Origin of the sequence: Streptomyces sp. NPDC058665 (assembly GCF_042714995.1) — a bacterium.
Classification (GTDB): domain Bacteria; phylum Actinomycetota; class Actinomycetes; order Streptomycetales; family Streptomycetaceae; genus Streptomyces.
The window spans coordinates 149,704-175,995 of record NZ_JBHXRX010000008.1; the positions used below are offsets into that span (position 1 = coordinate 149,704).

Below are 26,292 nucleotides of genomic sequence, written 5' to 3' on the forward strand. Positions count from 1 at the left end.
CGACGCTGTCGGCGCTCCCGCCCGTGGGGTGGTCACGTCGAACAGTGCCGCAGGCGTGGCGTGTCAAGGCGCCGACTATTGGGGATGGTTGAAAGCATCGGAGTCGTGAGTCCGCCTGAACGAGGAGGGAGGCCCGCCGATCCATGGCGGCTCCACGGGAGACCTTACGGAGGAGATCATCCATCCGGTGCACAGCAAGTCTCCCTTCTCCGCACGTCACAGATGTCGCCCGCGACGCGCGATGCCCGGACCGGTCACGATTGCCCAGGTTCATGATCGAGACTCCACGGCGGACGGCGGAAGACACAAGGGCGTCCGCCATCGCAGCCGTACCTCGGTGAGGGATCACGCCAAAGCTTTGCCAGCTTAAGGGAGTTGACCTCCAACTTTCAGCGCGAGTGGCCGGGCTGTAATGATCACGCGGGGATAAAACGGGCCAAGAATGGATCAACCGTCTGTCGCGAGCCGATCACGTCCCGGATCAATTGGCGGGCTTGCCGAACCAGCGGGAGAGGTGGTCTTCCAGGTCCCGCTGATCGTCGCCGATCCAGGCGACGTGGCCGTCGGGACGTAGCAGGACGCACGGAACATCCAGTGCCGCGGTGGCGTCCGCGAGGTGATCGACCCGGTCCGACCAGCCGCCGACGGTCAGGCGTTCGGTGCGGTCGAGCAGCAGGCTGCGGCCGCGATGCAGCAGACCGTAGAGGTGGCCCTGCTCCACACCGATGTCGCGCAGGCGGCGGCCGAGCAGGTCGGGGCCCTCACCGAAGTCGTAGCGGATACCGATCGCGGTGATCTTCTCGATGAGATGGCGGTTCACCTCGTCGAAGTCCATCAGTTCGGTGAGCAGTCTGCGCAGTGCCCGCGCGCCCGGTTCGGCGGAGTGCAGTTCCATCTGGGCGCGGGTGTTGTCCAGCACGTCATCGGCGACGGGACGGCGTTCGGCCTGATAGGTGTCCAGCAGTGTTTCCGGCGCCCAGCCGCGGATCTGCGCGGCCAGTTTCCAGCCGAGGTTGAACGCGTCCTGAACGCCGAGGTTGAGGCCCTGTCCGCCGGTGGGCGGATGGATGTGCGCCGCGTCGCCGGCCAGCAGCACCCGCCCGACCCGATAGCGTTCGGCCAGCCGGGTGGCATCCCCGAAGCGGGACAGCCAGCGCGGGGAGTGCACACCGAAATCGGTTCCGGCGACGGTGCGCAGCTGTTGTTTGAAGTCATCGAGGGTGGGTGGCTCCGCGCGATCACTGACTCCCGCGGCGGGGACCACGACGCTGTATGCCCCTTCACCGAAGGGCCTGAGCGAGAATCGCCTGTCGGTCCCGCCGATTTCGGCCACCTTGGCGGCGATCTCCGCCTGCGGCACACCCACTTCCATCTCGCCCATCAGCGTCTCGGCCCGCGAGGGCTCACCGGGGAAGCCGACGCCGAGCAGTTTGCGTACCGTACTGCGCGCGCCGTCGCAGCCGACGAGGTAGCGCGAACGCAACTGCTCGCCGTCGGCGAGCTGGACGGTCACGCCCTCGTCGTCCTGCTTGAAACCGGCCACCGCACAACCGCGCCGCACCCGCGCACCCAGTTGGGTCGCGTGCTCTTCGAGCAGGCGAACGATGACCGGCTGCGGGATGCCCAGCAGATAGGCGTGCGCGGAATCCAGGCCCTGGGGGGCGGGTTTGCCGATACCGGCGAAGAATCCGCCGGCCGGCCGCTGCCTTCCGTGTGCGCGAACGCGGTCCAGCAGTCCGCGCATTGCCATCAGTTCGAGACTGCGAATGTGCAGCCCGACGATACGGACGAACGACACGGGCTCGGTTTCCTTCTCCAGAACGAGTACCCGCACATCGTGCAGCCGCAGCTCGGCGGCCAGCATCGCGCCGGTGGGCCCGCACCCGGCGATTATCACGTCGAACATGAGGTGTTGCCTTTCGGGAGTGCCTATTTGTCGAGGCGCTCCCGGCGACACCTACGTCAATCGCCGGCCGTGACGGGAACGGGGAGCGCCCACGTCGATACTGCGTTCATGGGTCTCACCTCCTCGGGCGGTGTCGCGGTCGACCGCAGGTTACGAGCCGGGGCGTCAACCGGTCCAATCCTTTTCGGAGCTGGTCCGGCGGCCGGGAGTGAGGCAAATTCCGCGGCATGCTCTTACTTCGGCTAAACGGACGGGGGCGTCCACTAGCGTCGGCCCAGGTCACATGCCGTGTGCGTGATGTGCAGCCGTAACAGCCACGCATGCGGGAGACATCGAGCTCCGTGGAGGTACGTACCCGTGAAGGCCGTAGAGATCCGGACCTTTGGAGATCCTGAAGGACTGGCCCTGGTTGATCTGCCGACACCCGTCCCCGCCGAAAGCGAGGTTCTGATCGCTGTTGAGGCGGTGGGGGTCGCCGGTGCGGACGTGCTGATCCGGAGCGGGGCCCTGGCCGCTTACGGGTTCAAGGAGGGGTTCGTCCCGGGCAGTGAGGTGGCAGGCAGGGTCACGGCCGTCGGAGAGGGGGTTGACCGGTCCTGGGTCGGGCGGCGGGTGTGGGCCTTCACAGGTATGGGAGGAGGTTATGTCGAGCAGGCGTGCGTACCGGTCGAGCAGGTGCTGCCGCTGCCCGAGGGACTGTCGCCGGTCGATTCGGTCACGGTCGGCAGCTCCGGGGCCGTAGCCCATTTCGGCCTGGCGCACGCCCACTTCGCCCCGGGCGAGGCGGTGCTGGTACGCGGGGCGGCCGGCAGCGTCGGGGTCATGGCGGTGCAACTGGCGGTCCGCGAGGGCGCGTCCGCGGTGGCGGTGACCACGTCGTCGGCCGAGCGCGGAGAACGCCTGCGCCAACTGGGCGCCACGCACGTGCTGGACCGCTCGGGCCGCGGTGGCCCCGACTCCCCGGCGGGCTACGACGTGGTCTTCGACGTGGTGGCCGGCGACGACCTGCCGTCGTTCTTCGACCTGCTCAATCCCAACGGGCGCATGGTCGCCGTCGGAGCCGTGGGAGGTCAGCCGCCCGCGGACTTCGGAACGACGCTGATGGCTCGGTTCCAGAAGTCGATGTCGTTCGCCACCTTCAGCGCGGCCACGGTCGGCACGGCGGATCTATGGGCCGTACGCGGCGAGCAGTTCGCCGCAGTGGTCCGCGGCGAACTCACCGCGGTGGTGCACGAGGTGCTCTCGCTGGACCAATTCGTCCTGGCCCACCGGAAGATGGACGCCGGTGAAGTCTTCGGCCGGATCGTGCTCAGGCCCTGACCCGTCGCGATTGCCCAGCACTGTCCGCATCCGAAACCGGGAGGGACTCCCCGCGCTGGGCTGGGCCGAGCCGCCGTCGCGGGACGAGGTGGCGGAACTTCTCCGCCATGTCGTCTCCGAGGCGCGGGCCGGGGACGCGGCCCTGCGTGCCGCCTACCTCGACCGATGGCTCGTGGGGCTGGGGTACTGGCTTCGCTGCGCCCGGCCGACCCATCGGCCACACGCCGATCTGGAGAAGATCGCGGTCGATGCCGGGGCGCATGGTCGCGGTGTCGGCCGGGCGCTTACCGCCGCGTTGATCGCTGACGCCCGGGACGCGGGTATCGAGGTCCTCACCCTGGACGCCCGAGGCGACAACACCGGTGCACTGCACCTCTACGGGTCGCTGGGTTTCACCGAATACGGCCGCCTCACCGACTTCGTCGCGGTCGGCGAAGACCGCTACGACAAGGTCTTCTGCATGCTGGACTTCCGCCGACCGGGCTGACCAACGCCACGGAGGCCGACGTCTCCTGCCGGCGGCACACATCTCGGCACCCCCGTCGCCGAGATGTGTGCCGGCACCCCTACCGCCCCGCCGGCTGCCAGACGGTCTTCGTCTCCAGGAACGGTGTGATGCGGGTCAGTCCCGGTAGCGTGGTCCAGTCGGGGGATGGTGCCGGGCGCAGGACCCGGGTGAGGGTGGTTGCCGCCGCCGTCTCCAAGTCCGTGGCGAGTTCTCCCGCCCCGGCCAGGTCGAGCGCGTTGACGTCGGCGTGCGCCGCCAGTGGTGTGGCCAGTTCGGCCGTCCTGCCGGTGAGGATGTTGACCACCCCGCCCGGCAGATCGGAGGTGGCCAGCGCCTCGGCCAGGGTGACGGCGGGCAGCGGGGCGCGTTCGCTCGCGATCACGACCGCGGTGTTCCCGGCCGCGATCACCGGTGCGACGACCGCGACCAGTCCGAGCAGCGGCGCGTCCTGCGGGGCGAGGACGGCGACGACACCGGTCGGCTCGGGAGCGGAGTTGTTCTCGTACGGCCCGGAGACCGGGTTGCCGGTGCCCAGGACCTGGGCGATCTTGTCGGTCCAGCCCGCGTAGTACACCCAGCGGTCGATCGCCGCCGAGACGATGTCCCCCGCCTCGGCGCGGCCGACGCCCTGGGCGTCGACGGTGTCCTGGACGAAGTGGGCGCGGCGGCCCTCCATCATCTCGGCGATCCGGTAGAGGATCTGGCCCCGGTTGTAGGCGGACCGGGCGGCCCACGGACCGAACGCCCCGCGGGCCGCGACGACCGCGTCCCTGGCGTCCTTCCGTGAGGCCAGCGCGGCGTGGGCCAGGTGTTCGCCCCGGGCTGAGGTCACGCGGATACTCCTGCCCGACTCGGAGCGGGGAAAGGCGCCGCCCACATAGAGCTTGTAGGTTTTGTGCACCGGCAGCCGCGGGGCCGCCGCCTCGGGTGCGGTGACGGATTCATCCATTGAGGTACGCCTCCAGTCCGTGCCGTCCGCCCTCGCGGCCGTAACCGGACTCGCGGTAGCCGCCGAAGGGGCTGGCGGGATCGAATGTGTTGAAGGTGTTCGCCCAGATCACCCCGGCGCGCAGCCGGTTCGCCGTCCACAGCATCCGGCTGCCCTTCTCCGTCCAGACACCGGCGGACAGCCCGTACGGGGTGTTGTTCGCCTTCTGGACGGCCTCCTCGGGGGTGCGGAACGTCAGCACGGACAGCACCGGGCCGAAGATCTCCTCGCGGGCGATCCGGTGCGCCTGGGTGACACCGGTGAAGATGGTCGGGGCGAACCAGTAGCCCCTGGAGGGCAGTTGACAGTCCGGGGACCAGCCCTCACCGCCCTCCTCCCGGCCGGCCCGCGCGAGGTCCTGGATACGGGCGAGCTGGGCGGCGGAGTTGACGGCGCCGATGTCGGTGTTCTTGTCCAGCGGGTCGCCGAGGCGCAGCCGGGCGACGCGTTCCTTGAGCCGGTGCAGGATCTCGTCGGCGACGGACTCCTGAACCAGCAGCCGGGAGCCCGCGCAGCAGACATGCCCCTGGTTGAAGAAGATCCCGGTGACGATGCCCTCGACGGCCTGGTCGACGGCGGCGTCCTCGTAGACGATGTTGGCGCCCTTGCCGCCGAGTTCGAGGGTGACCCGCTTGGAGGTCCCCGCGACGGTGCGGGCGATCTCCCTGCCGACGTCGGTGGAGCCGGTGAAGGCGACCTTGTCGATGCCGGGGTGCGCGACGAGGGCACGGCCGGTGGCGCCCGCGCCCGTGACGACATTGACGACACCGGGCGGCAGGCCGGCCTGCTGACAGATCTCCGCGAAGACCAGAGCGGTCAGCGGTGTGGTCTCGGCGGGCTTGAGCACGACGGTGTTCCCGGCCGCGAGCGCCGGGGCGATCTTCCACGCGAGCATCAGCAGCGGGAAGTTCCACGGAATGACCTGCGCGGCGACGCCGAGCGGCCGGGGCCGGGGCGCGCCCGGTACGGCGAAGGACAGCTTGTCGGCCCAGCCCGCGTAGTAGAAGAAGTGGGCGGCGGCCGTCGGGATGTCGAAGTCCCGGCTCTCCTTGATGGGTTTGCCGTTGTCGAGGGACTCCAGGACGGCGAGTTCGCGTGCGCGGTCCTGGATGATCCTGCTGATCCGGTAGAGGTACTTGCCGCGTTCGGAGGGGCTGGTCCTGGACCAGACGCCGTCGAAGGCGCGGCGGGCCGCCGCGACCGCGCGGTCCACGTCCTCGTCGGTGGCCGTGGTCACTTCGGCGAGGACTTCCTCGTCGGCGGGGTTGACGGTGGCCAGGGTGTGGTCACCGGGTTCGGTGAACTCTCCGTCGATGAAGAGCCCGTACGCGGGCCGCAGGGAGACCACGGCCCTCGATTCGGGCGCGGGTGCGTAGTCGAACGTACCGAGTGTGCTGAGCGTGCTTTCGGACATGCGTGCCTGGTCCCTTTCAGTCCACGGAGTAGTAGTCGGGACCGGGGTATGTGCCGGTCGTCAGTTTCGCCCGCTGCATCAGCAGGTCGTTGAGCAGACTGGAGGCACCGATACGGAACCAGCGGGGGTCGAGCCAGTCGGACCCCGCGGTTTCGGCGACCATCACGAGGTTGCGCAGCGCGTCCTTGGTGGTGCGGATGCCTCCGGCGGGTTTCACACCGACCTGACGGCCCGTCTCGGCGCGGAAGTCGCGTACCGCCTGGAGCATGACCAGAGTGACGGCCGGGGTGGCGGCGGGCGACACCTTGCCGGTGGACGTCTTGATGAAGTCGGCGCCGGCGCGCATGGCGAGCCACGAGGCGCGGCGTACGGCGTCGTAGCCGGGCAGCTCGCCGGTTTCGAGGATCACCTTCAGATGGGCCGGCTCGCCGTGCGGGCGGGCGCAGACCTTCTTGACGGCGACGATCTCGTCGTAGACCTTGCGGTAGTCACCGGCGAGGAAGGCACCCCGGTCGATCACCATGTCGATCTCGGTCGCCCCGTCGGCCACGGCGTGACGGGTGTCGAGAAGCCTGGCGTCCAGCGGCGCGCGGCCCGCGGGGAAGGAAGTGGCCACCGAGGCGACGCCGACCGGGGTGTTACGCAGGGCCTGTACGGCGACGGGCACGAGGTCCGGATAGACGCAGACGGCGGCCACCGGGGGGACCGTACGGTCGGCGGGGTCGGGCAGCAGCGCCTTGGCGCACAGGGCCCGTACCTTGCCGGGGGTGTCGGAGCCTTCCAGCGTGGTCAGGTCGACCATGCGGATGGCCAGGTCGATGGCGTGCGCCTTGGCGGTGGTCTTGACCGAGCGGGTGGCCAGGTCGGCCACGCGGGCGTGGACACCGGCCTCGTCGACGCCGGGCAGTCCGTGCAGGAAGGCGCGCAGCTCGGCGTTGCTGGTCGCGGAAGAGGCCGCGGCGGAGGCCACGGAGGAGGCCGCGAGGGAGGTCGGGGCGGGGACGGCGGCGGTGTCAGGCACGGGAGCCTCGCTTCTCTATGAGCATGTTGAGGACGAGCGCGACCACGAGGATCAGACCGGTGACGACCATCTGGAAGAACGAGCCCAGGCCCATCAGATTGCAGAGGTTGCGCAGCACCGACAGCAGCAGCACGGCGACGAAGGTGCCCATCACCCCGCCGCGCCCGCCGAAGAGATTGGTGCCGCCGAGTACGACCGCCGCGATGGCGTCGAGTTCGAGACCGCTGAACGCGGTCGGCTGGCCGATGGTGAGCCGGGAGGTCAGCAGCACCCCCGCCAGGGCGGACAGCGTGCCGGAGATGGCGAAGACCGCGGTGATCACGCCCCGTACCGGCAGACCCGAGAGCCGGGCGGCTTCCTTGTTGCTGCCGACGGCGTAGACGTACTCGCCGAACGTGGTGCCGCGCAGGACCAGTCCGGCGACGACGGTGACCGCCACGAAGATGAGACCGACGATCGGTATGTGACCGATGAATCCGCCGCCCAGGAGCTGGAAGGAGTGCGGGATGTCGCCGCCTGCGGGCTCGCCGTCCGTCAGCAGATAGGTCAGTCCGCGGATGGCCGTCAGTCCGGCGAGGGTGGTCATGAAGGCGGGCAGCGACAGATAGGCGGAGAGCCCGCCCATGAGCGCGCCGAACAGGGCACCGGCGGCGAGGCTGGCGGCGATGGCCAGCACGAAGTTGATGTCCTTGTCGATCAGCAGGGCGACGGTCATCCCGCCGAAGGCGGCGACGCTGCCCACCGAGAGATCGATCCCTGCGGTGAGGATGACCATGGTCATCCCGATGGCGACGATGCCGGTCAGCGCCGACTGCTGAAGCAGGTTGGACATGTTGCGGGTGGTCAGGAACTCCGGGGCGAGCAGACTCGCGACCACACACAGGGCCAGGAAGACCAGCACCAGATTGAACTTGACGACGAGGTCCAGGCCGCGCCGCCGGGTGGACGCGGTCCGCAGGCCCCGGTCGTCGGGGGCCTCTTCGGTGTCGGCCACCGTGGTGGATGTGCTCATGAGGGTGCTCCAGTCGGTGTGACTCCGGTAGGTGTGACTCCGGTGATGACGGTGTGCGCGATGGTGTTCTCGTCGGTCGTGCGCGGATCGAAGCAGGCCACGTTGCGGCCTTCGTGCAACACCCAGACACGGTCGGCGTTGGCGGTCAGTTCGCTCAGCTCACTGCTGGCCAGGAGCACCGCCACGCCCTGGTCGGCGAGGTGGCGCACCTGCCGGTAGAGGTCGGCCTTGGCCCCCACGTCCAGGCCGCGGGTGGGCTCGTCGAGCAGCAGGACACGTATCCCGCCCTTGGTGATCCATTTGGCGAGCACAACCTTCTGCTGATTGCCGCCGGACAGCTCGCCCACCAGTTGGTCGGGCGAGGAGCAGCGCACCCCGAGGCCGGTGAGGACCGGTGCGGACAGCCTGCGGCCGACGCGGTGGGGCAGCAGCCAGGGCCGGCGGCCGAGCGCGGTGACAGCGGCGTTGCGGCCGACGGACAGACCCGGCATCAGCCCTTGTTCCTTGCGGCTCTCCGGCACCAGGGCGAGTCCGGCCCGTACCGCCGCCGCGGGGCTGCCCAGCCGTACCGCGGCGCCTTCCAGGGTGACGGAGACAGTGGCCGGCGCGTCGCCGAACAGCGCCTTGAGCAGGGTCGTACGGCCGGCGCCGCCCAGCCCCGCGAGCCCCACGATCTCGCCCGCCCGCACCTCGACGCCGGCGATGTCGATCAGCCCGGGGCTGTGCACGCGGTGGATCTCCAGCATCGGCGGTGTCTGGGGCCGGGCCCGCTCGGTGGGGCGGACGAGTTCCCTGGCCTCGCCGATCATGTCGTCGACCAACTGGCCGACGGTGGTGGTGGCGAGGTCCCGGACGGCGACCGACCGGCCGTCGCGCATCACCGTGGCGCGGTCCCCGATCTCCATGACCTCGTCCAGGCGGTGCGAGATGTAGATGACGGAGCGGCCCTGCGCGGTGAGCGAGCGGATCACTTCGAACACCTTGCGCAGGTCGCTCTCGCCGAGGGTCGCGGACGGCTCGTCCATGACGATGAGGCGTGCGTCGGAGGTGAGTGCCTTGGCGACCGCGGTGAGCTGTTGTGCGGCGATGGGCAGATCGCGGACGAGGGTGTGGACGGAGAAGTCCCCGCCGACCCGGGCCACGGCGGCGCGGGCGAGCTCGGCGCGTTCTCTGCGACGGATGACCGGGCCCGTGGACGGCGCGTGGCCGAGGAGGAGATTCTGGGCGACGGTCAGGTCGGGTACGAGGTCCAGTTCCTGGTAGATGACGGCGATCCCCGCGGCCAGGCCGGCCTGCGGGCTGGTGAGCACGGCGGGTTCACCGTCGAGGAGGATCTCGCCCTCGTCCGGCCGGTAGGAGCCGGCCAGGATCTTCATCAGGGTGCTCTTGCCCGCGCCGTTCTCGCCGAGCAGGCAGTGCGTCTCTCCCGCGCGCACGATCAGTTCGGCCCCGTCGTTGGCGAGGGTGCCGGGGAAGCGCTTGACGATGCCGCGCATCGTCAGCCGGGGTATCTCGGGGTCGGTTCCCCGGCGGGGCGTTCCCTCGCGGCCGGGTCCCTCGCTGTCGGTTCCCCGGCGGTCGGTTTCCTGAGGGCTCATGGCCCCTCCCTTCCTGCTGTGCGCACTCACAGCTCGTCGCTCGGCTGCGGGTTGAGCAGATGGGACGCGGTGTGGTGGTCGGTGACGAGGGTGTTGCACAGCCCGCTGGAGACCACGGCCGCGCACACCGCGTGTTTGGCGCTGCCGGAGACCACGGCCACCGACACGGCGCTGTGGCGCAGGTGTTCCAGCGGGAGACCGAGGGTGCGGTCGTCCAGCGACCGGTCGACGATGGCACCCCGCGCGTCGATGAAGCGTCCCGCGACATCGCCGACGGCTCCTGCCTCGGCGAGCTTCCCCAGGTCGTCGGCGGTGAGATAGCCGGAGCTGACGAGTACGGAGTCGGCGCCGACACCACCGGGGCTGAACAGGACGGTGTCAGCGGCGGCGGCCTGGGTGAGGACGTCGGCGACCGCGCTGTCCCCCTCCAGGAGCCGCCGGGTCGCCTCCTGTTCCACGATGGACGGAACGGGCAGGACGCTGAGCGTGCCCTGGGCGGAGTGCGCGATCCGGCTGGCCATGTCTTGCGCGGAGGTAGGCGTGCGGGAGCGGCTGAGCCCGCCGTTGATCTGTACGACGTGGACGTCCTTCGCCCAGCCCGAGTGGAGGCTGGCCGCGAGCAGGTCCATCGTGCGGCCCCAGGACACGCCCAGTACCGAGGGCTTGAGCCTGGCGAGGTAGTCCGCCCCGGCCTCAGCCACCCGCGCGCGCAGTCCCTCCTCGTCGTCCGTACGGTCGGCCGTGACCACGACGGCGTCGCGCAGCCCGAAGACCTCCCGCAGCCGCTCCTCCAGTGCGCGCACCCGCGCCTTGGGGTGGACGACCTCGATCCGTACGATCCCCGCCTGCCGGGCCTCGGCGAGGAGACGGCCGACCTTCCAGCGGGTGAAGTGCAGTTCCTCCCCGATCTGCTCCTGAGTCCTGTTCTGCTCGTAGTACATGGAGGCGACCTGGTAGAGCAGGGCTTCGTCCTCGATGTTGGTCATCCGGCGCTCCTCGTCCGCTGCCCGGTCAGCTGTGCCCGCGGTCCGGCGCGCTGAGCCGGTGGGCGATCGTGCGGGTGGCTTCGGTGGCGGCGCGGTAGTCCGCGTAGCCCTCTTCGAAGGTGTCGTGGTGGGTGGGGTCAGGCTCGACCAGCCGTACCTCGGGGGCGAAGCCCGCCGCCGCCTCGGTCAGCGAGGCCGCCTCGCCCGAGCCGACGGCGGCGGCGACCGCGCAGGCCCGCAGGGTCAGGTTGTCCTCGGCGACCAGGCGCAGCGGGCGGCCGAGTACATCGGCCGTGGTCCGCAGCCACAGCGGGTTGTGCCGGATTCCGCCGGAGACGAACACCTCGTCGACCGGGACACCCCCGTCGATGAAGGAGTCGAGCACCTGCCGGGTGCCGTAGGCGACCCCTTCGACCGCGGCCCGGTAGACCCCCTCGGGGCGGGTGCCGACGGTCAGCCCGAGCACCGCTCCGCGCAGCCGGGGGTCGCGCAGCGGGGTGCGGTTGCCCATGAAGTAGTCGAGGACCATGAGGCCGTGTCGACGGGGCGGCAGGGCCGAGGCTTCCTCGATCAGTCCGGCCAGTTCGGCGCGGGGCCGGCCCAGCAGCTGCTCACCGACCCAGGTCAGGACGGATCCCGAGGTGACCTGTCCGCCCTCGACCAGCCAGTGCCCGGCGTTGAGGGCGTCCGGATAGGGGCCCCAGACGGTGGGCGGGAAGACCGGCTCGTCGATCTCGGTGACGAAGGCGGTCGAGGTGCCGCAGACGACCGACACCCGGCCGGGCCTGGCGCCTCCCACGGCGAGGAGCGACAGATGGGCATCGATGCCCCCGGCGCAGACCACGGCCTTTCCGGTGATGCCGAGTTCCTCGCGGGCTTCCTGCCGCACCCCGGCGACGGGGCCGCCGACCGGGATGATCCGGTCGGGGAGCTTGTCCCGCAGATCGGGGACGCCGAACTCGGCGTAGAGGTCGTCGGGCAGTCCGGCGCCGTGCGGGTCGTAGTTCCACTTGCAGACGGCGTTCATCTGCGAGCCCGTCCACTCCCCGGTGAGGCGCCAGACGAGGTAGTCGACGGCTTCGGAGATGTGCCGGGCGGCGCGGTAGGTGTCCGGTTCGTTCCTGGCCAGCCACATGGCCTTGGGTACGAGGAACTCGACGGCGTCGGAACCGCCCGCGTACCGCAGGGCAGGGTGGCCGGACCGCGCGGTCAGCGCCGATTCGGCGCTGGCGCGGCTGTCCATCCACAGCAGTGCGGGGCGCAGCGGCCGTCCTTCGCCGTCGAGTACGACGACGGTGGAGGCGGTGGTGGCGACCGCGACCCCGGTCACCGGGGGCGAGTCTGCTTCGGCGAGCGCGGCCCTGGTGGCGGTCACCACCGCGCGCCACCAGCTCTCGGGGTCCTGCTCGGCCCACCCGGGGTGCGGGAAGGATGTGGGGTAGCCGCTCCTGCTCTGCCCCAGTACGGCGCCGCCCGCGCCGTACACGGCGACGCGGGCGCTCTCGGTGCCCAGGTCGATCGCGAGAAATGCCGTCATGGCCGGTCTCCGTTCGGCATGAAGAGAACCTTGGAGCTGAACACGGAGCGATCGCCGAGGCTGTGCAGGGTGGACGAGACGTCGTCCAGGCCCAGCTCGTGAGTGATCATAAATTTCCAGCGGAGACTGCCGTCGCCCATGGCGCGCGCGGCGGTGCGCCATTCGTCGCCGGGGAAGGGCGCGGAGAAGGAGTTCCAGGCGCCGTGGAGGGTGACCTCGCGGCGCAGGAAGCTGCTGAACGTGGACTTGGGCAGCACCACCGGGTCGTGCGGAATGCCGATGAAGACGGCCTGGCCGTGCCGGGCGGCGAGGGCGACGGCCTGGTCGGCGGTGGCCGGTACGCCGGCGGACTCGATGATCACGTCGTAGCCGGGGCCCGCCAGTTCGGTGGCCTGCTCGGGCGTGGTGGCGGTGTGGGTGGCGCCGGCCTCCAGGGCCATCGCCGCCTTCTGCTCGCTCACATCGATCGACAGCACCTCACTCGCCCCGGCCAGCCGCGCCCACTGGACGGCGAACAGCCCGATCGGTCCCGCGCCGACAACCGCGACCCGGTGTCCGGTACGCAGCTTGGTGCGCCAGATGGCGTGCAGGGCGATGGCTGCAGGGTCGAGCATCGCGGCGGCGCGGGGGTCGAGGTCGGCGGGCAGGACCATGAGGTTGCCCTCCGGAACCGCGACGTACTCGGCGTACGCACCGGCCCGCCTGCTGCCGAAGTAGTCGTAGTCCTCGCAGAGGCTGAAGTGGCCCTGGGAGCAGGGTGCGCAGCGGCGGCAGGGGACCAGCGGCGGTACGGCCACCAGGTCGCCCTCCTTGACCGTGCCGGCGGCGGCCAGCTCGGCGCCCAGCGCCACCACATGGCCGGAGAACTCGTGGCCGCAGATGAGCGGGAGGTGGTACGCGCCGCCGGGCCGCAGCATCCTCGGTATGTCGGAGCCGCAGACTCCGCAGGCGGCGACGCGGACGAGTGCCTCCCGGGGCGCCGGTTCCGGTACCGGCACCTCCTCGACGCGGATGTCGCCCGGGGCGTGCAGCAGGGCGGCTCGCATGGTCTGCGGCATGTTCGTGTCGCTTTCTCGTGTGGATCCTGGGACGGGTCCGGAAGCCGGTTCGGGAAGGGGGCGGAGGCCGGGGCCGCGGTGGGACCCGGCCGCCGGGGTGGGACTCGGTGTCATTCCTTGCCCGCGAGGGCGAACGTGGTGGAGCCGGTGTACTTGGCGGCGTTGTCCCGGTCGACGAGACCGGTCCCGGCGTCGACGGACGCGGGGGCCTTCTTGCCCGCCTGGACATCGAGGGCCGTCTGTACGGCGGTGCCACCGAGGGAGATCGGGTCGTTGAGCGCCGTGGCGACATACGGACCGTCGGCGGCTATGGACTTCACCGCCTCCATCAGGCCGTCGACCCCGGCGACCATCACATCGCCGCGGTTGTTCTCCTTGAGCACCTGGAGCGCCCCGAGAGCCATGTCGTCGTTGTGGGCGTAGACCGCCTTGACGTCGGAGTTCGTCTGGAGGAGGTCCTGTGTGGCGGTGACGGCCTTGGAACGGATGTAGTCGCAGTAGGGCCCGGCGACGATCTTGATCTTGCTGTTCCCGGCCACGGCCTCGTGGAAGCCGGCGCTGCGGTCACGGGCGACCGCGCCACCCGCGTCACCCTTGATCTCAAGGATCTTGCCGCCCTGGGCGCCCATCGCCTTGGCGACCTGCTCCCCGACGAGCCGGCCCATCTCCTTGTTGTCCCGGCCGACGTGGGACGCGGCGCCGCCCGATGGCACCGGACGGTCGACGGTGACGACCGGGATGCCCGCGGCCTTCGCGGCGGCCAGACCCGCCTTGACGCCCTTGGGGTCCACCGGGTTTATCAGCAGCACGTCGACGCCGCGCGTGATCAGGTCCTGGATGTCGTTGTTCTGCTTGGTCACGTCGTCGCCGGCATCGGCGAAGTTGAGCTTGGCGCCGGCCTTCTTCGCGGCCTGCTCGGCTCCCGTGCGCAGCTGCACGTAGAACGGTGACTGCTGGGTCGCCTGGCTGAAGCCGATGGACAGGTCGCCGGTGGCCTTCTCGCTCCCGCCGTCGGTGCCACCGGGGGTGGTGGATACGGAGCAGGCGGCGAGTGACGCAAGGGTGGATGTCGCGATAAAGATCCCGAAGATGCGCTTGATACGCATGTGGGCCTCCTGATGTGGTCCTGGCGAGGGACAGTAGGTCGGCCGTTAACCTCCAGGCAACACATGCGGTTTTTTTTGCTCTCATGAGCAGGGCGGATAAACGGCCGGACACACCCGAGCGCGGGACCCGGCGATGGTCGCCGGGCCCGCGCGATTGACCTGCTATTACGTTCGTTTTCCTGCCGACCGCAGGACGATCGCCCGCGACCGTCCGGGGTCCGGGGTCAGGGGCGCTGGGGGACGATCGCCACCGGGCAGGACGCGTGGTGGAGCACCGCGTGGTTGACGCTGCCGAGTTGGAGGGCCGGTGAGTTGTGGCGGCGGCGGGCGCCGATCACCACCAGATCGGCGGATTTCGACGCGCCCAGCAGACCGTCGCGAGCGGGGCCGTTGAACGCCTCCTGGACGACCCGCACCGACGGGTGCCGGTGGGCGGACTTCTGCAGCGCGGCGGTGAGCAGTTCCCGCGCCTCGTGCTCCTGGTTCTCCGTGAACAGGTCCGGGGGGATCGGCACGTCGGGCAGTACGTAGGCCGGGGTCCTCCAGGCGTGTACCGCGTGCAGCCGGCTGCCGCGCGCCTGGGCCTCCGCGAAGGCGAACTCCGTTGCCGCCGAGCTGCGTTCGGCGTCGTGCACGCCCAGCACCACCTGGTTGAAGCCGCCCCTGACACTGGCCGGCGCGCCCCGTACGACGATGACAGGACCGGACGCGCGGGCCGCCAGCTGGAGGCCGACCGACCCGAGGAGCAGCCCCGTCAGGGTGCCGTGGCCTCTGCTGCCGATGACCACGGCGTACGCCTCCTCGCTCTCGCGCAGCAGCGCGGGCACGGCGGCGTCGGGCAGCACGGTGCTGGAGACCTTCAGCTCGGGCCGGCCCACCCGCGCCCGCCTGGCCGCTCCGGTGACGACGTCTTCGGCCCAGGTCCCGTCCAGCGGCTCGCCCGCGCCGAGGGGCGATCGGGCGCTGTCGTGCGGCTCCCAGAGATGGGCGTACACCACTCGCAGCGGCAGCGTGTGCCGTACCGCCTCGTCCGCGGCCCAGTCCAGCGCCCGCAGACTCGATTCGGATCCGTCGATGCCGACCACCAGGGGGAACTCCACCGTTCCCACCACCTTCCGTATCCGCTCACGTTGTTGTCCCGAGCAACGTGGCACCGGCCGCAGGCCCGGGGGTAGGGCCGGTCGGACCCCCGGGCGGGTCCGGTCGGCTCCTGTGGAACGCCCGTCCCAGGCACCAGAGTTGGGTCGCGGGCCCGGCCCGAGGGTCCGCCAGGGGCAGGAGGGGAGAACGCGCATGCTCGAACACCATGTGGTCGTGGGCGTCGACGGATCGGTCGTCGCGACCCGCGCACTGGACGCGGCGGCCGAGGAGTCGAGGCGCCGGGCGGTGACTCTGGAGATCGTGTACGGCGTGCCCGACCTGGACGTGGCCGGACCGGTCCTGACCACGTCGGCCGACCGGGTCCTCGCGCGCCACCCCCAACTCCCCGTCCGCCTCACGGCCGTGGCCGCCGACCCCGCCACGGCCCTGCTGACCCGCGGCAGGACCGCGGCGCTCGTCGTCGTCGGCACCCGCGCCCTGCGCGCTCCCGCCTCGCTGGCGTCGCGGTCCGTGGCCCAGAGCGTCGCCGAACGGAGCCCCTGCCCACTCCTCGTGGTCGGCGCCGGGTGCCCCACCGGCCAACTCCGGGCGGGCGAGGTGCTGTTCGCCGTCGAAAGCGACGCCGACCTCGAAGCCGCCGGCTTCGCCTTCGAGGAAGCCGTACGGCGCGGTGCCCGCCTGCGTTTCGTCCACACCGCGCACTACCGGCCCTCCACCGCCGACGCGCCGTTCTCCACCGCTCGCGCCACCGGAGCGGAGAGCCCCGCCGGGACGGACGACCGTGACCACGACCGGATCGCGCCCATGGCCGACAGCGAGCTGATCACCGCCACGTCCGGCGCCGACGCGGTGGTCGTCGCGTACCGCAGGCACGGCGGAAAACGCTCACGGCGCCTGCGCACCGTGCCCGCGCTGCTGCACCACGCACGCTGCCCGGTGCTGCTGGTTCCCTCCGGACTCACTCCGCCCGGCGACGGCGGCGGGCCTGTACGAGCCGACGACAGCTCGGGTCCCTCGGGACCGTAGGCGCCCGTCCACCCTCCACCCACACGACGCCCTCCACACGACGCCGGCAGGGCCGCTAGTCTGACCTCCGGTCCAGGCTGTGGAGGAGCGACGGTGGGCGAGCAGGATCCGTTCTCTCAGATACCGAAGATGCGGCTCGACGAGCTCCTTGACGAGCTTCAGACCCGTATCGACGCCGCCCGGGGCACCAGGGACCGGGTGCACAGCCTGCTGGAGGCCGTCGTCTCGGTGGGGCGGGAGCTGGACCTCGCCCAGGTGCTGCGGCGGATCGTGGAGGCTGCCGCCGTCCTCGTCGACGCCCGCTACGCGGCGCTCGGGGTGATAGGCCCGGACGGTCGCAGACTGTCCCAGTTCCTGACGGTCGGTGTCACGGACGAGGAGATCGAGGAGATCGGGCCACTGCCCGCGGGCCACGGTCTGCTGGGTGAGCTGATCCGCAATCCCGAACCGCTGCGACTCACGGATCTGACGGCGCACGAGGCGTCCTACGGTTTCCCGGCCCGCCACCCGCCGATGCGCACATTCCTCGGCGTGCCCATCCGCGTGCGTGACCAGGTGTTCGGAAATCTGTATCTGACCGACAAGCGCGGTGGGCAGGACTTCGACACCGAGGACGAAGCCGTCATCTCCACCCTGTCGGTGGCGGCGGGTGTGGCCATCGACAACGCCCGTCTGTACGAGGGCGTGAGGCTCCGGCAGAGCTGGCAGCGCGCGAACACGGAGATCACCAACAGCCTGTTCTCCGGCAGCCCGCGCGCGGAGGTTCTCGGGCTCATCGCCGACCGGGCCAGAGAGCTCACGGGAGCCGAGCGCGCCGACATCTGCCTTCCCGTGCCCGGAACCGACAGCCTCGTCGTGGAACTCGCCGCAGGAGGCGGGGAAGAGGAACGGCGCGGGCTGGTCCATCCGGTCGACGGCACCCTGCCCGGCGCCGCCTACCGTGAAGGCGGCCCTGTCGCCACGGCATCTCTGGCGGACGACGACCGCTTCACCGGCGGAGCCGGTGATCTCACGAAGCCGGGGCCCGCCGTCGCCGTCCCCCTGGGCACCCCCGAGCACGGTCTCGGAGTGCTGCTGCTGGTCAGGACCGCGGGAGAGCCGGTCTTCACGGACAGCGAGATCGATCCGCTGCTCGTCTTCGCCGGCCAGGCCGCTGTCGCCCTGGAACTGGCCGAACGGCGCAGCGACACCGAACAGTTGACGCTCCTGGAGGACCGCGACCGCATCGCTCGCGATCTGCACGATCTGGCGATCCAGCGGCTGTTCGCCACCGGGATGACCTTGCAGAGCGCCGCGCGGCTGGTGGATCACGCCGGCGCCGCCGAACGGCTTTCCCGTGCCGTCGGCGACCTGGACGAGACGATCAAAATCATCCGCAGCACGATCTTCGGCCTGCGCGTCAGGGACGAGGAGGCCGGGCGCAGCCTGCGGGCGCGTGCCGCGCGGACGGCCGGTGAGGCGGCGTCCGTCCTCGGCTATCCGCCCCGCCTCAGCATGGAGGGTCTCCTGGACACCGACGTGCCTGCGCCGGTCGCCGACCACGTGCACGCCGCGCTGGGCGAGCTGTTGAGCAACGCCGGACGTCACGCACACGCCACCCGGGTGGAGGTCGATCTCCAGGCCACCGCCGACGAGGTCGTCCTGACCGTCACGGACAACGGCCGCGGCATCCCGCCGGATGTACCGCGCAGCGGTCTGCGGAATCTGGCCGAGCGGGCCAGGGGCGCGCGAGGGACCTTCACGATCGACACGCCCGCCGGCGGCGGCAGCCGATTCGTCTGGCGCGCCCCTCTGCTTCAGGAGGAACACGATCGACCGGCACGGACCGCCGGCTGAACGACGTCGTCGCTCAGCCGCCCGTCGGGTGCCCCGCCGCGGGGGTGAGCCTGAACCCGGTGATCAGCTCGGGACGGATACGCAGCACATCGGTCATCGTCCGGGCCACCCACGGACGCAGCAGATCCCGGTAGCGTTCGAGGTCGGCCGGATCGTCCACCAGACGCGCGTATCCCGTGACGACGACGCTCCAGCCCACGTGCCGCACCGGGTCGATGACATCCGCCTCGTACGCCACGACGGCTCCCGGCGGGTCGCTCGGCGCCTTGAGCGACGCGAGCGCCGAACCGTCACCGAGCCGGATGATGATGTCCTCCCCGTCCAGCAGATGGTTGAGCGGACGGATCGCAGGCAGCGCGCTCTCGGTGAACACGAGGCGGCCGAGTGACACCGAGCGCAGCAGATTCAGCGCGTCAGCACGCTCCAACGCCTCCATGTGCCGGTGCAGCTGTGTCTCCCGGGCGCTCGGCGACGGCCGCGGGATCCGCTCGCTCATCATCCACAACCTTTCCTCTCGCCGAGCCCGATCACGCGCTCGCCTGCCGGACAACCAGCGTCCCCTCGCCGTCGCCCCGGTGCCAGGGCCGAACGGTCCATCCCTCACGGACATTTCGCTTCACATGGCTTTTGACGCCCGTTGCGGCGAGGATGCACCAGGTGGGGCGATGGATGACCGGAGCCAGGGATCGAGGGGAGCGGTAGTGACGGACAGCGGGAGCGGCAAGGGCTCGACGGCACCGGTGAGCGTCTTTCTGCTGGACGACCATGAAGTGGTCCGGCGGGGCGTACGCGATCTGCTGGACGCCGAACCTGATCTGACGGTGGTGGGGGAGGCGTCCACGGCGGAGCAGGCGCTGGTCCGCATTCCCGCGCTGCGTCCGCGGGTCGCCGTACTCGACGTACGGCTGGCCGACGGCGACGGGGTCGCGGTGTGCAGGGAACTGCGTTCACGCATGCCGCAGTTGGCCTGTCTGATGCTCACCTCCTTCGACGACGAGGAGGCGCTGCTCGACGCGATCATGGCCGGCGCTTCGGGTTACGTCCTGAAGCAGATCAGCGGCACGGACCTGGTCACCGCGGTCCGTACCGTCGCATCGGGGCAGTCCATGCTCGACCCCGGGACCACCTCACGCGTGATGGCACGACTGCGCGGCGAGGCCGAACCCGAGCAGCGGACGCCCGGACTGCCGGACCTGACCGAGCGCGAGCGGGAGATCCTCGTCCTCGTGGGGGAGGGGCTGACCAACCGCGAGATCGGCGAACGCCTCTACCTGGCGGAGAAGACGGTGAAGAACAACATCTCGCGGCTGCTGGCCAAACTGGGCGTCGAACGACGGGTCCAGGCCGCGGTCATCGCCACCCAGGCGAACGCCGCGAACGAACAGCACGGCACATCACCGAGGTCTGAACGGCGCTGACGGAGAGGGCCGTTCGGCCCTCGGAGGAGGGCCTGTCGCCGCTGTGCGCCGCCTTCGGCCGGCGGGATATTGAGTGTGCAAGCAGCAGCCACACCGTATCCACAGTCCCGAAGGGGGCAACACCAATGGCAGTTCACGAGGGTTCGCACCGGCCTCGTACTTCACGGCCGGTCCTTGACGATCAGGCTCTGAGCATCGCGGACGCCGCCCGAACCGGTGCGGATGTCTTCCTCCCGAGGATCCTCGCCGTCGTACGCCTGATCCTCGGAGGGGTGTTCCTCTGGGCCTTCCTGGACAAGGCGTTCGGCTGGGGATACGCGACTCCCGGCGGAGCGGCCTGGATCGACGGAGGATCGCCGACGAAGGGCTTCCTGAGCGGCGTCGCCGCGGGGCCGCTGGAGTCCACCTTCCACAGCTGGGCCGGCCAGGCATGGGTGGACTGGCTGTTCATGCTCGGCCTCCTCGCGATCGGCGTGACCCTGCTCGCCGGCTTCGCCCTGCGGTTCGCCGCGATGGCCGGCACCTTGATGATGGGCATGATGTGGCTCGCGGAATGGCCGCCCGCCAGACATCTCTCCGACGGCGCGCCCAGCATGTCGAGCAACCCCGTCCTCGACTACCACATCGTGTACGCGGTGGTCCTGATCGGCCTCGCCGCCGCCTACGCCGGCCGGACCTGGGGCCTGAGCGCCCTGTGGGAGCGACTCCCGGTCGTCAACCGCAACCGCTGGTTCCACTGACCGGATCGCCCACCGGTCCGGGACACGGTCACCGTGTCCCGGACCGGTGTCGTTTGCCCCGGCAGCCCACCTGCCACAGGCTTGAACCATGACGTCCGCAGTCTCCGGAGAACCGACGCACGCCTGGGCCGTCGAGAGGCCAGGACCCATCGGCACCGGACCCCTGACCCGGGTCAGCCGGCGCCCGCCCGACCCAGGGCCAGGCGACCTGCTGCTGCGGGTGGAGGCGTGCGGTGTCTGCCGTACCGATCTGCATCTGGCCGAAGGCGATCTCGCACCCCGGCGGCCATCGACCGTACCCGGCCACGAGATCGTCGGCCGCGTCGTCGCCACCGGCGACGCGGTGGACTCGTTCCGTGCCGGTGACCGCGCCGGCGGCGCGTGGCTGCGCGGCACCTGCGGAAAGTGCCGCTACTGCCGGGCCGGGCGGGAGAACCTCTGCCCCTGGTCCACCTACACGGGATGGGACGAGGACGGCGGCTTCGCCGATCTGGCACTGGTCCCTGCGGCCTTCGCCTACCCGCTCCCTGAGGACCGGGACCCCGCCCCGCTCGCGCCCCTCCTGTGCGCCGGGATCATCGGCTATCGCTCGCTGCGCCGCGCCGCACTGCCCGAGGGCGGGCGGCTGGGCATCTACGGCTTCGGCGCCTCCGCCCATCTGGCGGCCCAGGTGGCCCTGGCCGAGGGAGCCACCGTCCATGTGCTGACCAGATCGGCACGGGCACGTGAACTGGCGCTCAGCCTCGGTGCCGCCTCGGCCGGTGACGCCTACGGCCGCCCGCCCGAACCGCTGGACTCGGCCATCCTCTTCGCCCCCGTGGGCGATCTCGTGCCGGTGGCCCTGGAGGCGCTGGACCGGTCGGGCACACTCGCGGTCGCCGGTATCCACCTCACCGACATCCCCTCGCTGAACTATCAGCGCCATCTCTTCCAGGAGCGTGACCTGCGCAGTGTCACCTCCAACACCCGCCAGGACGGACGCGAGTTCCTGGCCCTCGCCGACCGGATCGGTATCGAGGTCACGGTGAGTCCGTACCCGATGGACCGCGCGGACCAGGCGCTGAGCGACCTCGCGGCCGACCGCGTCAACGGCGCCGCCGTGCTCGTGCCGGGCTGACCTTCCCCCGGGCCAGATCGAGCAGGCGGTCGGTACCGGGCGGGACCGCCCACTCCTTCCCGTCGAGCACGAGGCGTACGGGATCCTCCTCCGATTCCGGCACGGCGATCCGTACCCGGTGCGCCCGGATCCGCAGGTCCACGTCCCAGTGGTTCCGGTAGCGGATGCCGACCCGGAACTTCGAGAGCTGAGGCAGCGGCGCGGGGTCGAGCCACAGCCCGTCGGCGCGCGTCTCCAGCCCGGTCAGACAGCGCTGCACGAAATCCAGGGTCCCGGCCATGGCGCCCAGATGGATGCCCTCCCCGGTCGTGCCGCCCTGGATGTCCGCCACGTCCCCGATGAGAGCCTCCTCCGCGTAGGCCCACGCCTCGTCCCTGCGCGCCCTCGCCAGCACCCACGCGCTGACCAGGGCGCTGAGCGTCGAACCATGGCTGGTGCGCGGCAGGTAGTAGTCGATGGCGGCACGCCAGGATTCGTCGTCGAACCGGTGACCGAGCTGCCGGAAGAGACCCGCGAGTTCCTGCGGCGAGAAGAGATAGCCGAGCATCAGCACGTCCGCCTGCTTCGACGCCTTGTACCGGTTGACCGAGTCCCCCTCGGCCTCCAGGATCCGGTCCAGCCGCCGGATGTCGCCGTAGCGCCCGCGGTACCGCTCCCAGTCGAGTTCGGCGAGGTCCGCGTAGCCCTCGAACTGGCTGACGACGCCCTCGTGGTACGGCACATGGAGGCGGTGCGCGATGTCGTCCCAGCGGTCCGGCTCGCCCGGATCCATTCCGAAACGCTCGAACAGCTCCTGTCGACGCGTACGGGGAAGGGCGCGACCGAGTTCGAGCGCCCGGGTCAGCACCCACGCGGCGGTTACGTTCGTGTACGCGTTGTCGTCGAGCCCCGGCGTGGTGGAGTCCGGGTAGCCGTCGTGGTACTCGTCGGGGCCGACGACACCCCGGAGCCGATAGCGGTCCAGCGAGGGGTCCCAGACCGCCGCGTCCGCCCAGAAGCGGGCGATCTGGATGAGCATCTCCGCGCCCTTGCCGTGCAGGAACTCCGTGTCGCCGCTGGCCTCGGCGTACCGCCACACGTTGTACGCGACCGCCGATCCGACGTGGTGCTGGAGGCGGGAGTGGTCGGGCAGCCAGCGGCCCGAGCGCGGGTTCAGATGGAGTTCCGGTGACTCCTCGCGTCCGTCGCTGCCGCTCTGCCACGGGTACATCGCCCCCACGCGTCCTGCTTCCGCCGCCGCCCGGCAGGCCGCCGGCAGCCGCCGGTGCCGGTAACCGAGGAGCGCCCGGGACACCTCCGGGAAGTGCAGGTTCAGATACGGCAGCACGAACAGCTCGTCCCAGAAGACATGCCCGCGGTACGCCTCGCCGTGCAGCCCCCTCGCGGGTACCCCGACGTCCAGGCCCGCGGTGTGCGGGGAGAGCGTCTGGAGTACGTGGAACAGGTGCAGCCGCAGAATCGAGCCCGCCTTCCCGGGTACGTCGAGAGCCGCGCGCCGCCAGATGCGCTCCCACGCGTGGTGGTGCGAGGCGAGGAGGCGCGGGAAGCCCGGGGCCCGTCGTACGGCCTCGACGGCCGTCGGCAGGGGACCGCTGATCGCCGGATCGCGCGAGGTGTACAGCGCGACCGTCTTGTCGACGACCACGGTCTCGCCCCGCCCCACGGGGATCGTCAGGGTCTGGGCGGCCCGCCGGTCGGCGAGCCGGGTGCGGGGCGTGATGTCTCGGTGGCCGGCCACCCTGGTCCGCGAGGCCAGCGCGATGAGGATGTCGGAGTTGAGTGTGCGGCAGCACAGCCACACCGTGTCGCGTTCCTCGGAGCCGGTACGCCAGCGTGTCAGATGCTGGTCCGCGAGGTCCGCGTAGCGGTCGACGCCGGCGTTCCGTACGTCGCCGTCGACGGCCGTCTCGATCTCCACCTCGCCCGCCCAGCCCTCGGCGGTGAACGAGGTGCGCTGCGCGGCCAGATGAGGCTCGCCCATATGGACCAGCCGGCACTCCTCCACGCGCAGCCGAGGTCCGGCAGGGTCCTCCGCCGCCGTGTAGACCGACCCCCGTGTGAGTGTGCCGTGCCGGAGATCCAGCGTCTGCCCGTACTTGATCAGCTCGGGGCCGCCGGGCGCCAGCCACGGGCCGGGGCGTGCGCCTTCGACGCGGACGCGGTAGCGGAGCGGCAGCCAGTTGGGCAGATTGACCATGTCCTCGTTCTCGACCTGGCGTCCCTCGACCGTGGACGTCAGCCGGTTGTAGCACCCCGCCGCGTAGGTGCCAGGGGAGTGCCAGGGCGGGGCGGAGATCTCCGACGCCGATCCACGGGTGGCGAAGTAGCCGTTGCCCAGGGTGCACAAGGCTTCGCGCAGGCGTTCCTGCTCCGGGTCGAAACCCTCGTACGTCCATGTCCCCGCCCGCACAGCGGGTCCCTCACCCCCGTCCCGGCGGCTCAACGAAGGGGCCCGTCTCCGCCGCCGGCGACCGGGCCGGGTGCCGACGTGCTCGCGTCTCGCATCGCTTCCTCCCGCATCGCGTCCTCCGGAACGTCGTGAAGCCGGGCGCCGGATTCCAGCGTCCCCCCGACAGACGCTCCCGGCCAACGCACCACAGGGCCCCGGAGCCGGAGCCCTCCGGCCGGAGCAGGGGCCCGTTCGGCCCTGGTCCGGCCCCGGAAGGCGGGCGAGGATGGAGGCCGGGACTGGTCCACGAACCGCGGAAGGACCGATATGAGTGAGGCAAGGGAGTTCTCGCCGTCCCACCCGATCCGGGTTTTCCTGCTCGACGACCACGAGGTCGTCCGGCGCGGCGTACAGGACCTGCTCGACGCCGAACCCGATATCGAGGTGGTCGGCGACACGGGTACGGCCGCCCACGCGCTGGCCCAGGGCCCGGCCCTGCGCCCGGATGTCGCCGTGCTCGACGTACGGATTCCCGACGGGGACGGAATCACGGTCTGCCGGGAGCTGCTCTCCCGCATGCCCCGGCTGGCCTGCCTGATACTCACGTCGTTCGACGACGACGACGCGCTTCTCGACGCGATCATGGCCGGGGCCGCCGGATACGTGCTGAAGGAGATCAAGGGGTCGGACCTGGTGGCCGCCGTGCGGACGGTGGCCTCGGGCCAGTCCATGCTCGACCCGGCCACCACGACCCGGCTGATGAGGAATCTCCGCGGCGAGGAGGCCGGTGGCGGTACGGAGGCCGAGCAGGGCGCTCTGTCGCAGCTCTCACCGCGTGAGCGGGAGATTCTCGTGCTGATCGGGGAGGGGCTCACCAACCGTGAGATCGGCGGACGGATCTTTCTGTCCGAGAAGACGGTCAAGAACCACATCTCGCGGCTGCTGGCCAAACTCGGCGTCGAGCGGCGTATCCAGGCAGCGGTTCTCGCCACGGAGGCGGCATCCCGGGTCGACGACCACACGGGCCGGCCGGACGGGCACGCCGGCGGTCACCGCTGATCAGGAGGCTCTCACCGGAGGAATCCGCCCGGCCTCCCATGAGCCGTACGCACCGTACGCGTGCGGCGTCACTCGATGGACAGCCTGGCCTCGCTGCCTTGCGGGGCGTACATGCCCAGAAGGCGGATGCGGGTCGCCTGGAGACGGTCCGCCACCACTTCCAGCACGCGGCGGGTCAGCGCGAGTCCGAGGACGGGGTCCTCGTCGCACAGGGCCCGTACGGCGCGGGCGTCGAACTCGTCGGCCCGGACCATGCTGAAGGCTTCGGCACCCAGCCGCCAGGTGTACGGCGGGACCAGCCACGACCATCCCAGCAGGTCGCCGTGGCCCAGCATCTCCAGCGTGCCCGTGTTCCGCGCACGCCTGTGCAGATCGAGGTTGACCGCGCCTGTCCGGATGACCCAGAACCGGTCCGCCGGATCCCGGTCCTCGAAGATCCGGGTACCCGCCGCGAAGGAGACCGGACGGGAGAACTCCATCAGATGCTCCCGTCCCTGGCCGGGCAGAGCGTTCAGCAGAGTCATGGTCATGGCCGTACCTCCAGATTCCGCTCCGTCCGCCGAACCCCGACGCCCTGCCGGACGGGTCGCTCGACTTCCAGGGTGCCTGTGGTGACCGGGCTCAGGCAAGGACCGCCCGGCCTCGCGGGTGGCCCGAACGGCCCCTTGCCCTCGCCCCGCGCTCCGACCCCGGCGCCCCCGCGCCCCCGGCCCGGCACGCGATCACCGCGGGACGACCGGGACGGCCCATACGAGGCGGGTACCCCCGTCGCCGGGTGCTTCGAGCGCCATGGTGCCGCCCAGGCCGCGGCCCGCCTGGAGAGGTTCTCCAGCCCGCTTCTCCGGCTGTCTTTCCCGATGCCCACCCCGTTGTCGGAGACCGACAGGGTCAGCGTCCCGCCGCGGACCACGAGGGACACCGACGCCGAGGTGGCGTGCGCGTGCCGTGCGACGTTGCTGAGCGCCTCCGCGAGGACGGCGACGACATGCTCGGCCGCCTCCGGCGGCACATCCGCGTCGACCAGCGCGACCGCCGCCTCCACGATGCCCCGCAGCACCTGGGGGAGGTCCAGCTCCCGTCCGACCGAGAGCACGGCCCGGAGCAGGCTCTGCACCGATTCGGGATTGCCGTACTGTACGGCGCCGAGCTGGC

At 70.9% G+C, this 26,292-nt stretch carries 22 protein-coding genes and 1 pseudogene; 8 read left to right on the forward strand and 15 right to left on the reverse strand.

Annotation, left to right across the window (positions count from 1 at the left end):
• Window positions 1–481 precede the first annotated feature (481 nt).
• A complete protein-coding gene (gene rox / locus ACFWV8_RS07545) occupies window positions 482–1,906 on the reverse strand; it encodes a rifampin monooxygenase (RefSeq protein WP_384198834.1) in 1,425 nt (474 codons plus the stop codon).
• Between the two features lie 357 nt (window positions 1,907–2,263).
• On the opposite strand from rox, the gene ACFWV8_RS07550 reads away from it, so the two are divergent.
• Together ACFWV8_RS07550 and ACFWV8_RS07555 are read left to right on the forward strand one after the other, a co-directional pair.
• Window positions 2,264–3,226: a zinc-dependent alcohol dehydrogenase family protein gene (locus ACFWV8_RS07550; RefSeq protein ID WP_384198835.1), complete on the forward strand. Its 963-nt coding sequence runs from the start codon at window positions 2,264–2,266 to the stop codon at window positions 3,224–3,226.
• Window positions 3,192–3,713, forward strand: coding sequence for a GNAT family N-acetyltransferase (locus tag ACFWV8_RS07555; RefSeq protein WP_384198836.1), 522 nt, complete (start codon window positions 3,192–3,194; stop codon window positions 3,711–3,713). Before ACFWV8_RS07550 ends, ACFWV8_RS07555 begins: the two co-directional genes overlap by 35 nt.
• A gap of 79 nt (window positions 3,714–3,792) precedes the next feature.
• On the opposite strand, the gene ACFWV8_RS07560 is transcribed toward ACFWV8_RS07555, so the two are convergent.
• From ACFWV8_RS07560 to ACFWV8_RS07605, 10 genes are all read right to left on the reverse strand, one after another.
• On the reverse strand, window positions 3,793–4,683 hold the full coding sequence (locus ACFWV8_RS07560) for an aldehyde dehydrogenase family protein (RefSeq protein WP_384198837.1): 891 nt from the start codon (window positions 4,681–4,683) through the stop codon (window positions 3,793–3,795).
• Window positions 4,676–6,136, reverse strand: a complete 1,461-nt coding sequence (locus ACFWV8_RS07565; protein ID WP_384198838.1) for an aldehyde dehydrogenase family protein — start codon at window positions 6,134–6,136, stop codon at window positions 4,676–4,678. Before ACFWV8_RS07565 ends, ACFWV8_RS07560 begins: the two co-directional genes overlap by 8 nt.
• A 16-nt stretch (window positions 6,137–6,152) precedes the next feature.
• The gene (gene deoC / locus ACFWV8_RS07570) at window positions 6,153–7,106 is read right to left on the reverse strand and encodes a deoxyribose-phosphate aldolase (protein WP_384198866.1); all 954 of its coding nucleotides are present in this window, start codon (window positions 7,104–7,106) and stop codon (window positions 6,153–6,155) included.
• Between the two features lie 43 nt (window positions 7,107–7,149).
• Window positions 7,150–8,169 (reverse strand): ABC transporter permease, encoded by a 1,020-nt coding sequence (locus ACFWV8_RS07575; protein WP_384198839.1) that lies wholly within the window; start codon window positions 8,167–8,169, stop codon window positions 7,150–7,152.
• Window positions 8,166–9,767, reverse strand: coding sequence for a sugar ABC transporter ATP-binding protein (locus tag ACFWV8_RS07580; protein WP_384198840.1), 1,602 nt, complete (start codon window positions 9,765–9,767; stop codon window positions 8,166–8,168). Before ACFWV8_RS07580 ends, ACFWV8_RS07575 begins: the two co-directional genes overlap by 4 nt.
• 26 nt (window positions 9,768–9,793) lie before the next feature.
• Complete coding sequence (locus ACFWV8_RS07585) at window positions 9,794–10,753, reverse strand: sugar-binding transcriptional regulator (protein WP_384198841.1); 960 nt, start codon at window positions 10,751–10,753, stop codon at window positions 9,794–9,796.
• A gap of 25 nt (window positions 10,754–10,778) precedes the next feature.
• Window positions 10,779–12,290, reverse strand: coding sequence for a ribulokinase (locus tag ACFWV8_RS07590; protein ID WP_384198842.1), 1,512 nt, complete (start codon window positions 12,288–12,290; stop codon window positions 10,779–10,781).
• Entirely contained in the window at window positions 12,287–13,348 is a 1,062-nt protein-coding gene (locus ACFWV8_RS07595; RefSeq protein WP_384198843.1) for a galactitol-1-phosphate 5-dehydrogenase, read from the reverse strand. The genes ACFWV8_RS07590 and ACFWV8_RS07595 overlap by 4 nt, the downstream gene beginning before the upstream one ends.
• Window positions 13,349–13,458: 110 nt before the next feature.
• Window positions 13,459–14,454, reverse strand: coding sequence for a substrate-binding domain-containing protein (locus tag ACFWV8_RS07600; RefSeq protein WP_384198844.1), 996 nt, complete (start codon window positions 14,452–14,454; stop codon window positions 13,459–13,461).
• 224 nt (window positions 14,455–14,678) lie between these two features.
• Window positions 14,679–15,554, reverse strand: a complete 876-nt coding sequence (locus ACFWV8_RS07605) for a universal stress protein (RefSeq protein WP_384198845.1) — start codon at window positions 15,552–15,554, stop codon at window positions 14,679–14,681.
• A gap of 193 nt (window positions 15,555–15,747) precedes the next feature.
• On the opposite strand from ACFWV8_RS07605, the gene ACFWV8_RS07610 reads away from it, so the two are divergent.
• Window positions 15,748–16,581 carry a universal stress protein gene (locus ACFWV8_RS07610; RefSeq protein ID WP_384198846.1) on the forward strand — a complete coding sequence of 278 codons (834 nt, stop codon included), beginning with the start codon at window positions 15,748–15,750 and terminating at the stop codon, window positions 16,579–16,581.
• 93 nt (window positions 16,582–16,674) lie between these two features.
• Window positions 16,675–18,417 (forward strand): GAF domain-containing protein, encoded by a 1,743-nt coding sequence (locus ACFWV8_RS07615; RefSeq protein WP_384198847.1) that lies wholly within the window; start codon window positions 16,675–16,677, stop codon window positions 18,415–18,417.
• Window positions 18,418–18,430: 13 nt separating this feature from the next.
• On the opposite strand, the gene ACFWV8_RS07620 is transcribed toward ACFWV8_RS07615, so the two are convergent.
• Window positions 18,431–18,916, reverse strand: a complete 486-nt coding sequence (locus tag ACFWV8_RS07620; protein WP_384198848.1) for a pyridoxamine 5'-phosphate oxidase family protein — start codon at window positions 18,914–18,916, stop codon at window positions 18,431–18,433.
• A gap of 202 nt (window positions 18,917–19,118) precedes the next feature.
• Here ACFWV8_RS07620 and ACFWV8_RS07625 point away from each other — a divergent pair, with 202 nt between their 5' ends.
• The 3 genes from ACFWV8_RS07625 (at window position 19,119) to ACFWV8_RS07635 (ending at window position 21,692) form a co-directional block, all read left to right on the forward strand.
• A complete protein-coding gene (locus ACFWV8_RS07625) occupies window positions 19,119–19,835 on the forward strand; it encodes a response regulator (protein WP_384198849.1) in 717 nt (238 codons plus the stop codon).
• A gap of 125 nt (window positions 19,836–19,960) precedes the next feature.
• A complete protein-coding gene (locus tag ACFWV8_RS07630; protein WP_384198850.1) occupies window positions 19,961–20,575 on the forward strand; it encodes a hypothetical protein in 615 nt (204 codons plus the stop codon).
• 88 nt (window positions 20,576–20,663) lie between these two features.
• Window positions 20,664–21,692, forward strand: a complete 1,029-nt coding sequence (locus ACFWV8_RS07635; protein ID WP_384198851.1) for a zinc-dependent alcohol dehydrogenase family protein — start codon at window positions 20,664–20,666, stop codon at window positions 21,690–21,692.
• On the opposite strand, the gene ACFWV8_RS07640 is transcribed toward ACFWV8_RS07635, so the two are convergent.
• Window positions 21,661–24,102 carry a glycoside hydrolase family 65 protein gene (locus ACFWV8_RS07640; RefSeq protein WP_384198852.1) on the reverse strand — a complete coding sequence of 814 codons (2,442 nt, stop codon included), beginning with the start codon at window positions 24,100–24,102 and terminating at the stop codon, window positions 21,661–21,663. The genes ACFWV8_RS07635 and ACFWV8_RS07640 overlap by 32 nt on opposite strands.
• 306 nt (window positions 24,103–24,408) lie before the next feature.
• Here ACFWV8_RS07640 and ACFWV8_RS07645 point away from each other — a divergent pair, with 306 nt between their 5' ends.
• Window positions 24,409–25,140, forward strand: coding sequence for a response regulator (locus ACFWV8_RS07645; protein WP_384198853.1), 732 nt, complete (start codon window positions 24,409–24,411; stop codon window positions 25,138–25,140).
• A 68-nt stretch (window positions 25,141–25,208) separates the two neighbouring features.
• Here the strand turns inward: ACFWV8_RS07645 and ACFWV8_RS07650 are convergent, their stop codons facing one another.
• Both ACFWV8_RS07650 and ACFWV8_RS07655 read right to left on the reverse strand, forming a co-directional pair.
• The gene (locus tag ACFWV8_RS07650) at window positions 25,209–25,670 is read right to left on the reverse strand and encodes a cyclic nucleotide-binding domain-containing protein (protein ID WP_329378467.1); all 462 of its coding nucleotides are present in this window, start codon (window positions 25,668–25,670) and stop codon (window positions 25,209–25,211) included.
• A gap of 192 nt (window positions 25,671–25,862) precedes the next feature.
• Window positions 25,863–26,245 (reverse strand): annotated as a pseudogene (locus tag ACFWV8_RS07655) (sensor histidine kinase); the annotation flags it as partial.
• Window positions 26,246–26,292 lie beyond the last annotated feature (47 nt).